Below are 12,867 nucleotides of genomic sequence, written 5' to 3'. Positions count from 1 at the left end.
AGGAAGTAGCTGACCTGCGGGGCATCCGGTACACCCCAGTGGGCGTACAGCATCATCATACGCCGGTCGTTTGGATTTGTCAAAGTGATTGGATTCATTCCGTAACCGGGTGTGTTCTTTACGGTTGGGCCGTTCGTGGGTATAATGAATAGTAGATCATCGAAATCGTACACGGATCGAAAGGAGCGACGAAAGCGTGATTGATCCACTGGCAGCATTGCGCCCGGGCGCGCACAGCGCGGTGTTCACCTGCATGGGCGTCACCGCCCAGGACCGCGTGTTCATTCTCACCGATCGCGCCCGCGCCTCCATCGCTGAAGCGCTGGCCGAAGCAGCGCGTTCGGCCGGTGCGGTTGTGCGCATCGTGCAGTTGGAAGACTACGCCCCGCGGCCCATTGTGGCCGTGCCGGTGGCCCTGCATCAAGATCTGGTGACCTTTGCGCCCAGCGTGACCTTCTATGCAGCCACCGGCCAGAAGGGCGAGATCACCTTCCGCATCGGCCTGCGCGTCTTCCTGGTACACGACCTGCACGTGCGCCATGCCCATATGATCGGCATCACCGAGCAGCTCATGACCCAGGGTATGACCGCGGACTACCATCAGATTGCCCGCCTGACCGAGCAGGTCTACGAACTGGCACGCCAGGCCCATGAGATTCACGTCACCTCGCCGGCCGGCACCGACCTGACCGCGCGTTTCGATCCGGCGCTGCGTTGGGTGCCCTGCACGGGAATCTATCATCGGGCGGGACAATGGGGCAATCTACCCGAAGGGGAAACCTTCACCTGCCCGGCGACAGCCGAGGGCGTGGTGGCGGCCAGCGTTTTGGGCGATTACTTCAGCGAGAAATACGGCGTGCTGCCGACGCCGATCTTCTTTCACATCAGCGCCGGCGAGATCAGCCGCGTGACAGGCGCCAACCAGGCGCTGGTGGATGAAGTCACCGCCTATCTCTCTTCGGCCGAAAACGGACGGCGCATGGGCGAATTTGCCATCGGCACCAACATCGGCCTCAACGGGTTGACCGGCAATCTGCTGCAGGACGAAAAGCTGCCGGGCATTCACGTCGCATTTGGTGATTCGTATCCGCATGAAACCGGCGCGACCTGGTCGGCCAGCATTCATGTGGATGTCATCCCCACGTCGTGTACCATCGAACTGGATGGGCGCACGATCATGGTAGATGGGAAGTTTACACTGTAAATCTCACCAGCGCAACTGGTGAGAACGAAATGCACAAGAAAGTGACGAAGGAAATCACGTATGTTTCGACATGTGGCTCTTTTCAAATTCAAGTCGCACGCACCGGAGTTCGCGTGCGGGCAGTTGGTGGCTGATTTGGCCGCGCTGCCCAACCAAGTGCCTGAGATTGTCAACTGGTCCACAGGCTGCAATGAACTGAACATTGACCTGGCCTACGACATGGCCGTGGTCGGCGACTTTGCCGACAAGGACGCGCTCCTGCGCTACTTCAAACATCCCGCGGTACAAGCGCTGCTCCAGAGGATCGAAGAGCTGTGCGCCAGCCGCGTTTCGGTGGACTACAGCGCCCCCTGACCCCGATCATGACGATTCCTGCCGTGGATTGGCTGGCCCGCCGGGCCAGCCTGACGCCTGACCGTGTGGCCCTGGTTGATACCCTGCACCAGGAACGCCCCATCATCACCTATCGCGCCTGGAACGCGCAGGCCAATCGTACCGCGGCATTTCTGCGGAATGCGCTGGGCGTGCGGCCCGGCGATCGTGTGGCGATGCTGGCCCTGAACTGCGTGGAGTACCTGGACCTCTGGTTTGCCCTGGGCAAGCTGGGCGCGGTGCTGCAAAATCTCAACTGGCGCCTGACCGCGGCCGAGCTGCAAGGGATTGTCCAGGACGCCGCGCCGGCGGTGTTCATCTACGGCCCGGAGTTCCGCGACGTGGTCGCCGACCTGCGCGGTCTGGCGCCCAGCGTGCGCCATTGGGTGGCCCTGGGACAGCCCGACCGGCCAGGCGATCAGTCCTTCAGCCAGCGCGAGGCGTGCAGCGGCGCCGATCTCCCCGAAGCCGGTTTTGACTGGGAACAGCCCTGGGTCATCTGCTACACGGGCGGCACCACGGGCCTGCCCAAAGGCGCCATCTTGACCCATCGCGCGATCACCGCCAACGCCGTCAACACGGTGGTTAGTTGGGGGCTGACGGCCGACGATGTTGCCATCCTGAACGCGCCGCTCTTTCACACCGGCGGGCTGAATGTCTTCACCGCACCGCTGGTGTACATCGGCGGTGCGTCCATCGTCTGCCAGGGCTTCGACGCCGGTCAGGTGTTCGACCTGGTGGCCGAGGGCGCGGGCGGAGTTGCGGCCACCCTGTTTTTCGGCGTGCCCACCATGTTCAACGCCCTGCAGCAGCATCCGCGGTGGCCCACCGCCGATTTTAGCCGTCTCAAGTTGGTCATCAGCGGAGGCGCGCCCTGCCCCCTACCCGTGTTCGAGCGCTTTTGGGCCAAAGGGGTGGATTTCAAGTCCGGCTACGGCCTGACCGAGGCTGGCCCGAACACCTTCTGGCTGCCCGGGGCGGATGTGCGGCGCAAGCCCGGCGCGGTGGGTTTTCCGCTCTTTCATGTGCAGGTCAAGCTGATCCGGCCGGACGGTCAGCCCTGCGCGGCCGGAGAGCCAGGCGAGCTGCTCATCCGCGGGCCGCACGTCTGCGCCGGTTACTGGAACAATCCGGCTGCCAGCGCCGCGGCCATTGACGCCGACGGCTGGCTGCACACCGGTGATCTGGCAATCTGTGATGAAGAAGGCTACTACACGATCGCCGGCCGCAGCAAGGATTTGATCATCTCCGGCGGTGAAAACATCTATCCGGCGGAGATCGAAAGCGTGGCCTGCGGACATCCGGCCGTGGCCGCGGCCGCGCTCATCGGCGTACCTGATCCGTATTGGGGCGAGGTCGGGCGCCTGATCGTTATCTTGGCTGACCAGGATGGCCGCAAGGACGCGGCCGGCGCGTGGAACAGTGAGGAATTTATGACCTATCTGCGCGGCCGTCTTGCGCGCTACAAAGTGCCCAAATCGGTGGTGGTGGCGCCCCAACTGCCGCTGACCGGCGCGGGCAAAGTCAACAAACAGGCGCTGCTGGCGTTGTACGGTCGCGACTGACCCCCGCGGTCGCCGGCCCCCGAACGCACGTCAACGAATGGCAGCGTCATCGGAGCATGTTTATGTTCAAGCGTTTGCTGCTCGCCTTCGACGGCTCGACCCACAGCCGCGAAGCCCTGAGCTACGCCATCGGCATGGCAGAAGCACTCCACGCGGAGCTTTACATTCTGCATGCGTATGCCCCCATTACCAGTTCATCCCCGTTGGACGATGCGGATGAGTTTCTCGACCTGGAACAGGCCGAGGCCATGCGCATCATGTCCCCCGCGATCATCAATGCGCAGCGCACCGGCGTTGTCGTACACCCCGCCATTGTCGAAGGCCCGGCCGCTGCAGCCATCGTGCGCGTGGCCGCCGAACAAGGCTGCGATCTCATCATCATGGGCCGCCGCGGCCTTTCCCCCATGGAGCAGGTTCTGCTGGGAAGCGTCAGCGACAACGTGCTGCATCTGACCGATGTACCGATCCTGATCGCACACGCCACAGCCGAAGAACAAGTCCGCATCTGAGAATGCAGGCCCCAATGCAAGGGGTTGAGGTGAGGCTCGTCCCCCCTTCTCCTCTCCGCCACGCGGAGAGGAGAAGGGGCCGGGGGTTGAGGTGAGGCTCGTCCCCCCTTCTCCTCTCCACCACGCGGAGAGGAGAAGGGGCCGGGGGTTGAGGTGAGGCTCTTAATCTGCATGAGGAAACTATGTCACAAATCGCTGCAAACGAAATCACCTTGCACTACGAGAGCGCCGGGCAGGGGCAGCCGCTGCTCCTCATCACCGGCGTGGGTTATGGCGCCTGGTTCTGGCACAAACTGACGCCCGACCTTAGTCGTCATTACCGCGTCATCACCTTTGACAACCGCGGCGTCGGCCAGAGCAGCCGCGTGGACGGCCCCTATTCCACCGCGCTGCTGGCGGCCGACGCGGCCGGCCTGCTCGACGCGCTGGGCATCGAGTCGGCCTACGTGGTTGGTCATTCGCTGGGCGGTTTCATCGCGCAGGAACTGGCCCTGGCGCGGCCGGCCCTGGTCAGCAAACTGGTGCTGGCGGCCACCACCAGCGGCGGCCCCAACGTCGTGCCCATCACCCCGGAGGCGCTCGATGTGCTGCTCAATCGCAGCGGCGACCCGCTGGAGCTGATCCGCCGCGGCATCGCCGTCGCCTGTGCGCCGGGCTTTGCCGGGACCCATCCGGACGTCGTCGCCGAACTGCTGGCGTATCGCCTCAGCGGCCCGATTGCCCCGGCGCACTACCAGGCGCAGGTCATGGCCGGCGCTCAGCACAACGCAGAAGCGCGCCTGGGACAAATCACCTGCCCGGTCAACGTGCTCTTTGGCGAACACGACAAGGTGGCGCCGCCCGCCAACGCCGCGCTGCTGGCCGGTCTCCTGCCGCAGGCCAGTGTGACTATCATTCCCCACACCGGCCACATCTTCCCCATCGAAGACCCGGCCGCGACCGTGCAGGCGCTGCTCGATTTTCTTTTGTAGTCCAGTTTTGAGGAGTTGACCCATGCCCTACGCGCAAATCTTGTCTACCGGACGTTATGTGCCGGAACGTGTCGTCACCAATGCCGATGTCAGCGCCATCCTGGGTCAGGATGTCGGCCCCTGGCTGATCGAGAAGGTTGGGATCGAAGAACGCCATGTCATGGCGCCGGAGCAGGTCACGTCGGACCTGGTGGTGGCCGCGGCGCAGCAGGCGCTGGAGCGCGCCGGCCTGACCGCCGCGGACCTCGATCTCATCATCGTCGCCACCGACACGCCCGACTATTTGAGTCCGGCCACGGCCTCGGTGGTGCAAGGCAAGCTCAACGCGACCAACGCCGGCGCCTTCGACGTCAACTGTGCGTGCGCGGCCTGGGTCACGGCGCTCGACATCGGAAGCCGCTACATCGCCACGGACACGAACTACCGCCACATCCTGGTGGTCGGCGCCTATGGCATGACCCGTTTCCTCGACTGGCACGACAAGCAGACCGGCACCCTCTTTGCCGACGGCGCGGGCGCGGTCATCCTGGGGGCGGGGGAGCAGCCCGGTTTCCTGGGCGGCAAGCTGCTGGCGATGGGTGAATTTCACGATGCCCTGGGCGTCTACACCGGCGGCACCTTCCGCCCGGCCACGCCTGAGGTGGTCAACGCGCAGGGCAAGCCGCGGGTGCAGTTCGTGCGCAAATTCCCAGCCACCTTCAACAGCGAGCGCTGGCCGCCGCTGATTCGGCAGGTGACCGCACGCGCCGGCCTGACCGTGGACGACGTCAATTGGTTCTTCTTCACGCAGCTCAACGTCAACACCATCAAGACCGTCATGGCGAACCTGGGACAGCCCTTGAGCAAGACCCATTGGATCATGGACAAGTGGGGCTACACCGGCTCGGCCTGCATTCCGATGGCCCTGGATGACGCCGTGGAGCGCGGCAAAGGCCCACACGCCGGCGACCACGTCATCTTCTGCGCCACCGGCGGCGGCATGGCGATCGGCTGTGTGCTCTTCCGATGGACGGTTTAGGCCACAGCCATTTTCAGCCAACCTTGTTCTCGTAGGCGATCCAGGGCCAGTGTGATCTGTGCAGAAGAAAACTGCTGCTTGCGTGCATTCCACGTATGAACTGCACGCGTAATCTGCTCTCGATCCGTTATGCCTTCGTGCGTTACGACCCAATGAACCGTCGCGAGCAGCTCCAGCCTGCCCCCGGTTATCAACATGCGTGATGTGGTAGATGGTCGGGCGGGCCGGAATGACATTCATTCAATCTCCTGCGTCACCCTGTGGGCGAACCGGTTTTGGCTGGTGCAGTCAGGTCGCCATCTCCCAGCTGCGCATTCAGCATTCAGCCCCTACCTTTTGCACGCTGCGTTTTCGGAGAAAACGCATTGCACTTTCTGCGTTTTCTCCGAAAACGCATTGCACTATTCCGCATGTCCTCCGCTCGGCCCCGGCTGGGCCAGCACGCGCACGATCGGGCGCAGGTTCATCCACCACTGTTCCTTGGGGCGTTGGAACGGTTCGTCGGCCATGCGCGGCAGGTCAATCAGATCGTGGAAGCGCACTTGACCCGCCTCCAGGCCGATGAAGGCTGCGCCCGGCTCCGGCTTCTGCGCCTCCGCGATCAGCCACTCGATGCAGCGCGCGGCCAGGCGCATGGACTGAATGCGGTCGAAAGGCGTCGGACTGCCGCCCTGCTGCAAATGGCCCAGGATGGCCTGACGTACATCGTACAGCCCCTTGCCCTCCGCCTCCAGCAGCGCGCACATGACGCCGGTCGTGTACACCGGGTGCGCCATTTCATTGCGGATGAGCAAGCCCAGGCGCTTACCGTGCTCGAAGCCGTTGCGCAGATTCGCCAGGTCATTCTCCAGGTCGCGCAAGGTCACGCCTTCTTCGTGCAGATAGACCCGCTCCGCGCCGGTGGCCAGGCCGCTGAGGAGCGCCAGGTAGCCGCAGTAGCGCCCCATCACCTCCACGATGAAACAGCGCCGGTAGGCCACGGCCGTTTGCTTGATCTTGTCCACCGCCTCGACGATGTTGTTCAAGGCCGTGTCCGCGCCGATGCTCAGCTCCGAGCCGGGCAGGTCGTTGTCAATGCTGGCCGGCAGGCAGATGATCGGAAGGTTGAACGCGGGATAGTTCTTGCGCTCGCTCACCAGCTTGAAAGCCGCCTGATAGCCTGACCAGCCGCCCACCATCAGCAGGCCGTCGAGTTTTTGCTCCTCGATCGTGCGCGCAAGCGCGTACAGATCGCGGCCGGACGGCACCTTGCGGTTCGTGCCCAGCTCCGCGCCGCCCAGCGAGGCCCAGCCGTTGGCGCTCATCCAATTCATTTCGCGCACCTTGCCGGCAATCAACCCCTCGAAGCCCTGCTCCACGCCGAGCATGATGTGCCCTTGATCCAGGCCCAGGCGCAGGGCCGCGCGGATGGTGGTGTTCATGCCGGGCGCCGGGCCGCCGCCGTGCAGCATGGCCAGGCGCAGACGGCGTTGCTCTGGTTGTGGCTCGTGCGGCAAGGCGCGCACCATCGTGCGCAGGATGCGGAACGAATCCTTGAAGCTGCCGCCGCGCAGATCCATCGCCCGGCCAAAGTCCTTGTCGCCAATGGCCTCGGCCACGGCCTGCGTCTGCTTGACACAGTGCATGAGCGGCGCCTTGTTGATGCGATTGCCGCGGATGCCGATCACCTGCGGCTCGCTCTCTGGCGTCATCGCCAGCAGTTCATCCACGGCCGCAAACCCGGTCAGCGTCGCCAGGTTGCGATCGAACGCGGTGGGCGAGCCACCGCGCTGCACATGTCCCAGGATCGTCACGCGCGCATCTTCGCCCAGACGCTGTTCCAACACCTGCTGGACGTAGTCCACGCTGATCGGTTTGCCGTTGCGATCCTGCGCGCCTTCGGCCACGATGACGATGCTGTCACGGCGCCCGGCCGCGCGGCCAGCCTTCATCAGGCTGCACATGCTGTCTTCCCAATTGTCCACGTCTGGCGGGCTTTCAGGAATCAGCACAAAATCGGCGCCAGCGGCAATGGCGCCCATCAACGCCAGGTAGCCACAGTGGCGCCCCATCACCTCGACCACGAAGGTGCGCTGATGGCTGGCGGCCGTGCTGGCAATCGCGTCCACGGCATCGGTGATGCGCCGCAGCGCCGTGTCCGCGCCAATGGTCATGTCGGTGCCGTACATGTCATTGTCAATCGAGCCGACCAGGCCCACGATCGCCAGGTGCTTGTGCCGTTCGGCCCTCTCCGGGCTGATCTCGTCCGTCTTGACCAACTCGGCCAGCAGTTCCAGCCATTCCCCGCGGAACTGATTGGCGCCGGTCAGGCTGCCGTCGCCGCCGATAACCACCAGGGCGTCAATGCCGAAGCGCACCAGGTTGCGGGCCGCCTGGCGCCGTCCCTCGCGCGTGCGAAACGCGGGGCAGCGCGCCGTGCCGATGATCGTGCCGCCTTTTTGCAGGATGCCGCCCACCGATTCCCACGTCAGCGGGCGGATGCGGTCGCCGCCATCCACCATGCCCTGGTAGCCTTCGTAGATCGCGTACACCTCCGCACCCCGCTCCAGAGCTGCGCGCGTCACCGCGCGGACCGCGGCGTTCATTCCGGGCGCATCGCCGCCGCTGGTCAAAATCCCAACACGTCTGACATTTGTTGACATACGACAAATTCTCCTTCATCCCGGGGCGTCAGGCTTCGGGCGCTGCCTGTGCGGGCCAGCGGGCGCCCATGGGCATTACTTTGGCTTCTTCTCTATCAAGTATACCACAGGCGCCCAGGGAATCCGGCTCTGCCTGCACAGATTCAGGGTTCCACATCAAGACGTTGTGGTTTCAAACGACAATCATCATCGGTCGGGACGATGTGCTTGATCACGATTTCATTTTTTCCGACAACAACGTGATCAATTAACAACCGAATCACTTCCTGTTGTAAATCCGGGCTGGGATTTGCAAGGTTTTCCTGGATACGCTGGCAATATTGCTGGAAATCTTCGATCAATTCCTGCTTGATTTGTTCGGACTTGGCCTCTTGCTCGATTTGCAGAAGGCGCGTTTGAATGTTTTTTTGCTCCTCATCCAGACGTTGTTTGCGCACCAGGTAGGATGGCTTTTCGATCTGCTCATCTTGGTACAAGTCCAGCAGACGTTCTTGCTGACGGTCGAGCGATCGCAAGCGATTTTCCAACCGCTCTTTCTCACCTTGCTCGATGTTGGCAGCTTCATCGCAGCCCCACGCTTGGGAAATCAGTTTGGGATTTTTCAAAAGCTCCACCACTGCGTTCCAAACCAGGGTTTCAACGGTGTTGCCGTCAATGCGGCAGGTATGCTCAGGCGTATCGGGGCACGGTGAACACCGCCATAGCCACAACTGTAGGAAAAATAGCCATTCCCAGCGCGGGCGGTGAGTGTATGGCCACAAGTGGCGCAAATCAACAAGCCGCGCAGGAGATAGCGGTGGTTGCGATTGTTGCGCATTGAGAATCGCTGGTTCGTTTTCAGTCGTTCTTGTGCCATGCGCCAGATATCCTTGTCCAAAATGCTGGGGACGGGAATGGCAATCCATTCTTCTGTGGGGCGAAGCATACTCACCGGGCAAAGACGCTTGCCATGCCCAATTTTACGCAATCGCCCCACCTCATGATACACCTTTTCGGTGCGATTGTAGTAAGCCAATCCGGTATATTGGGTTTGTCGCAGGATGTTTCCAATCAGGCTACTGCGCCAGCACTTCCCGCGACGCGGTTGGAGGCCGTCTCGATTCAAGCGATCTGTGATTTCTTGAATAGTCATCGGCTCGGATTGGGTATACCAGGCGTAAATTTGACGCACGACCCTGGCTTCTTCGGCATTGATTTCCCAACGCCCGCCTTCCCTCCCTGTTTTGGGCACGTAATCATACCCATATGGGGTCTTTGGGTTGACCATTGCTCCCTGACGTGCGCAATGCAGACGCCCTCGCCGCATCCGTTCGGCAATCACAGCCCGTTCATACTCGGCAAACAACCCTTGAATGCCGAACAACAGTTGGCTCTGCGGGCTATCACTCACCGGGAGGCTGGTTCACAAACAACATTTGTATCCCGGCTTGCCGAAATTCTTCCAGCAGAAGCACCTGCAACATGTACACCCTTGCCAACCGATCTGGACTCAGGCAGATCACCACCTGGTAACAGCCTTCACCTTCTCGGTCTCGTAACCGATCCAGCGCCGGACGATCCAATTTCGCCCCGCTCACCGCCTCGTCCAGAAAATACAAGTCCTTTCGCAAGGCGTACCCCTCGTGGGTGGCATATTCTTCAATCGCCGCCACCTGGCTGGCTATCGTGGCCTCCTCTTCCTGGCGTTGCGTCGAAACACGGGCATACAACGCAGCTGTCTGTTTCATTACGAACCTCCTTCGGCTCTGTTTCTTGACTCAATTTCTGATAAGCGGCTTTCAGTCTGTGCATGGCATCTCGATGGGCTTGGCGTTCCATCCGTACTCGCCATTCTGTTTTTGCTTTCATTGGCTGCCTCCTGAATTTCGCCTCATGACTTTATTCAGGATAGCACATTTCAGCCACCGTAACTTCAGCGTTCTCGCTTGCGCCCGAAACAGATAGGAAGTTCTATTCGATTGTCAAAGTGCAAGTCCCTTCTCTTCACCACCTTCTTGTCGTTTGTAACCATAACGCCAAGACGCCAGGGCGCAAAGACGCAAAGGATATTCGGGAGAGCGCTGCTCATTCACGGGTGATTCAGCTGATTCGCGCCACGATTCACGCCACACACACCAACCACCCCCTCATTCACGCCACAGCGCAGCGGGCCTGCTCATTCACGGGTGGTTCAGCCCGTGAATTCGTTCTGCCATGAATTTTACGCCTCGAGCTGACACACCCAACACCAACCTGCTTCAGCAGGTTTCGGTGTATCAGACCGTGAATTCATTCACGGGTCGGGCGATTGCGACTTGCCCGGCGATGTGTGGTGGAGCCAGCCTGCGCAAGGGCTGCGGCGTTTCCTTTTTGTCAATCTTCCAGGCGCGTAATCTGCGCGCCCAGGCTGCGCAGTTTTTCTTCCACGCGTTCGTAGCCGCGATCAATCTGACCGATGTTGGCAATGGTGCTCTCGCCATCCGCGGCCAGGGCGGCAATCAGCAGCGCCATGCCGGCGCGAATGTCCGGCGAGCTAAGCTCCTGTCCGTGCAGGGTGGATGGCCCCACGACCACGCAGCGATGCGGATCGCACAGGATGATCTGCGCACCCATGCTGATCAGCTTGTCCACGAAATAGAGCCGGCTCTCGAACATCTTCTCGTGAATCAACACCGTGCCCCGCGCCTGCGTCGCCACTACGATGGCAATGCTCATCAGGTCGGCCGGGAAGGCGGGCCAGGGCGCGTCGTCAATCTTGGGCACCGCGCCGCCCACATCCATGCGCACCGCTAAGTCCTGCTGATCTTCCACGATGAGATCGAAACCGCCGGCCGTCGTTTCCTGGCGCATGCGCACCCCCAGGCGGTCGCCGAAAATCAGACGAATCATGCGCAGTTGCTCAGCCGGAATGTCGCGGATGCGAATTTCGCCGCTGGTCACCGCGCCCAGGCCGATGTAGGAGCCGATTTCGGTCGTGTCCGGCGAGACTCTGAACTCCGCGCCATGCAAACGGCGCGCCCCTTCGATGACCAGCGTGTTGCTGCCGATGCCCTGAATCTGCGCGCCCATCTGCATCAGGCAGTTGCACAGGTCCTGCACGTGCGGCTCCGATGCGGCGTTGCGAATGATAGTGGCGCCGCGCGCCAGCACGGCCGCCATCACCGCGTTTTCGGTGCCGGTGACGCTGGCTTCGTCCAGCAGGATGTCGGCGCCGGTCAGATAGGGCGCGGACAGGGTGAAGTTTTGGCCGTGCTCAACCTCCGCGCCCAGCGCGGACAGGGCCAGCAGATGGGTGTCAATGCGCCGGCGGCCAATTTTGTCGCCGCCCGGCATGGGCAGTTCAGCGCGACCGGTGCGCGCCAGGAGCGATCCCGCCAGCATGACCGAGCCGCGGATGACGCGAAACAGCTCGCTGTCCAACTTGCCCCGATTCAGGTCGAACGCGTGCAGGGTCACGGTATGCTCGTCGGGCCAGGTTGCCTCGACGCCCAGGCCACGCAGCAGTTGCACCATGGTTTTGACGTCGCCGATGGCGGGCACATTGCGCAACGTCAGGGGTTGATCGGTGAGGAGCGATGCGGCCAACAGGGGCAGCGCCGCATTCTTGTTGCCGGATGGCGTCACCTCGCCATGCAGCGGTTGTTTGCCGACGATCTTGAAGCAAGACATGGTTTTCTTCCTTTATTCAGTGGCTGTGCGGTTCCGCAGCCAGGGTTTGCCCCACCTTAGCGCCCAGCGCCTGCGCCGCGCTGCCGTTGCGCACAGCGATCTCCAGCGTGCCGGCGCTGCCGCGGTAGGCCAGGAGGGCGCCAACCGGCGCCGCGGCAAAACTGGGCTGGATGCCGTCAATCGTGGCTGGCCCGATGTGGACTTGCCAGCGCGCCACGCTCAGCCAGGCCGCGGGGATGTTGCTGATCAGGTTGCCAAAATGATCCACATGAATGATGGCGCCGGTCAGGGTTCCGTCGGGCTGCCGCTGGGGCTTGGGCAGCAGCAGGCGCACAGGGTCGTTGATCGGCGTGCCCAGGATGTTGAGGGACACTTGTTGCGCCAGGTGTGCAGCGACCGGCGCGAAAATGTCGCGGCCGTGGAAGGTGCTGCTGGGATTGTCGCGCCAGAAACGAGGCCGATCGAGGTGAACGCAGGCCGTGACGGCGCCGCTGTCGAGCACATCGGTAAACAGGCCGTTGTCAGGTCCCACAAAGATGGCGGTGGAGGTCTGGATGGCGAGCGGACGCCGGGCGCTGCCGACGCCAGGGTCAACTACGGCAACATGAATGGCGCCTGTGGGGAAAAAGGGCGCGGCCTGCGCCAGGACATAGGCCGCTTGCAGCACGGCCTGTGGGGCAATGGCGTGGGTGATGTCAACCAGGGTCACGTCCGGCGCACGGCTGAGGATGACGCCTTTCATGGCGGCCACATAGCCATCCTGGTTGCCAAAATCGGTCAGCAGCGTGATGATGGGCACGGATTCCTCGTCTTCGAGTCGAATGGGCGGCGCAGGGTGGATGCCGCCGGCGCAGAAACGAATCCTACTGCCAAACACAACGCACCAGGAAGGACGAAGTTACAGGCTCCGCCACCCCTGGCAGTGTTACTTCTATTTT

The 12,867-nt window shown here is 62.3% G+C and carries 12 protein-coding genes; 6 read left to right on the top strand and 6 right to left on the bottom strand.

What is annotated here, in order from left to right; translation table 11 throughout:
* Nucleotides 1-196 precede the first annotated feature (196 nt).
* The 6 genes from IPM84_09115 (at nucleotide 197) to IPM84_09090 (ending at nucleotide 5,639) form a co-directional block, all read left to right on the top strand.
* On the top strand, nucleotides 197-1,204 hold the full coding sequence (locus IPM84_09115; protein MBK9092922.1) for an aminopeptidase: 1,008 nt from the start codon (nucleotides 197-199) through the stop codon (nucleotides 1,202-1,204).
* Nucleotides 1,205-1,264: 60 nt separating this feature from the next.
* Nucleotides 1,265-1,558: a Dabb family protein gene (locus tag IPM84_09110; protein ID MBK9092921.1), complete on the top strand. Its 294-nt coding sequence runs from the start codon at nucleotides 1,265-1,267 to the stop codon at nucleotides 1,556-1,558.
* A 14-nt stretch (nucleotides 1,559-1,572) separates the two neighbouring features.
* Nucleotides 1,573-3,141 carry a long-chain fatty acid--CoA ligase gene (locus tag IPM84_09105; GenBank protein MBK9092920.1) on the top strand — a complete coding sequence of 523 codons (1,569 nt, stop codon included), beginning with the start codon at nucleotides 1,573-1,575 and terminating at the stop codon, nucleotides 3,139-3,141.
* A gap of 62 nt (nucleotides 3,142-3,203) precedes the next feature.
* Nucleotides 3,204-3,650: a universal stress protein gene (locus tag IPM84_09100; protein MBK9092919.1), complete on the top strand. Its 447-nt coding sequence runs from the start codon at nucleotides 3,204-3,206 to the stop codon at nucleotides 3,648-3,650.
* Nucleotides 3,651-3,832: 182 nt separating this feature from the next.
* Nucleotides 3,833-4,621, top strand: a complete 789-nt coding sequence (locus IPM84_09095; protein MBK9092918.1) for an alpha/beta hydrolase — start codon at nucleotides 3,833-3,835, stop codon at nucleotides 4,619-4,621.
* A 22-nt stretch (nucleotides 4,622-4,643) separates the two neighbouring features.
* Nucleotides 4,644-5,639: a ketoacyl-ACP synthase III gene (locus tag IPM84_09090; protein MBK9092917.1), complete on the top strand. Its 996-nt coding sequence runs from the start codon at nucleotides 4,644-4,646 to the stop codon at nucleotides 5,637-5,639.
* A 401-nt stretch (nucleotides 5,640-6,040) separates the two neighbouring features.
* Here the strand turns inward: IPM84_09090 and IPM84_09085 are convergent, their stop codons facing one another.
* The 6 genes from IPM84_09085 to IPM84_09060 all read right to left on the bottom strand — a co-directional run bounded on the left by IPM84_09085 (nucleotide 6,041) and on the right by IPM84_09060 (nucleotide 12,728).
* On the bottom strand, nucleotides 6,041-8,281 hold the full coding sequence (locus IPM84_09085; GenBank protein ID MBK9092916.1) for a 6-phosphofructokinase: 2,241 nt from the start codon (nucleotides 8,279-8,281) through the stop codon (nucleotides 6,041-6,043).
* Between the two features lie 143 nt (nucleotides 8,282-8,424).
* Nucleotides 8,425-8,895, bottom strand: a complete 471-nt coding sequence (locus tag IPM84_09080; GenBank protein MBK9092915.1) for a hypothetical protein — start codon at nucleotides 8,893-8,895, stop codon at nucleotides 8,425-8,427.
* Nucleotides 8,883-9,671, bottom strand: coding sequence for a recombinase family protein (locus IPM84_09075; GenBank protein ID MBK9092914.1), 789 nt, complete (start codon nucleotides 9,669-9,671; stop codon nucleotides 8,883-8,885). Before IPM84_09075 ends, IPM84_09080 begins: the two co-directional genes overlap by 13 nt.
* Nucleotides 9,664-10,008, bottom strand: coding sequence for a recombinase family protein (locus IPM84_09070; protein ID MBK9092913.1), 345 nt, complete (start codon nucleotides 10,006-10,008; stop codon nucleotides 9,664-9,666). The genes IPM84_09075 and IPM84_09070 overlap by 8 nt, the downstream gene beginning before the upstream one ends.
* 625 nt (nucleotides 10,009-10,633) lie before the next feature.
* Nucleotides 10,634-11,929 carry a UDP-N-acetylglucosamine 1-carboxyvinyltransferase gene (gene murA, locus IPM84_09065; protein ID MBK9092912.1) on the bottom strand — a complete coding sequence of 432 codons (1,296 nt, stop codon included), beginning with the start codon at nucleotides 11,927-11,929 and terminating at the stop codon, nucleotides 10,634-10,636.
* Nucleotides 11,930-11,945: 16 nt separating this feature from the next.
* A complete protein-coding gene (locus tag IPM84_09060; GenBank protein ID MBK9092911.1) occupies nucleotides 11,946-12,728 on the bottom strand; it encodes an SAM-dependent chlorinase/fluorinase in 783 nt (260 codons plus the stop codon).
* Between the last annotated feature and the right edge of the window lie 139 nt (nucleotides 12,729-12,867).

The organism is Candidatus Amarolinea dominans, assembly GCA_016719785.1.
GTDB classification, from domain to species: domain Bacteria; phylum Chloroflexota; class Anaerolineae; order SSC4; family Amarolineaceae; genus Amarolinea; species Amarolinea dominans.
The sequence above is the reverse complement of the archived record's forward strand: the minus strand, read 5'-3'. Positions and strand labels throughout refer to the sequence as shown.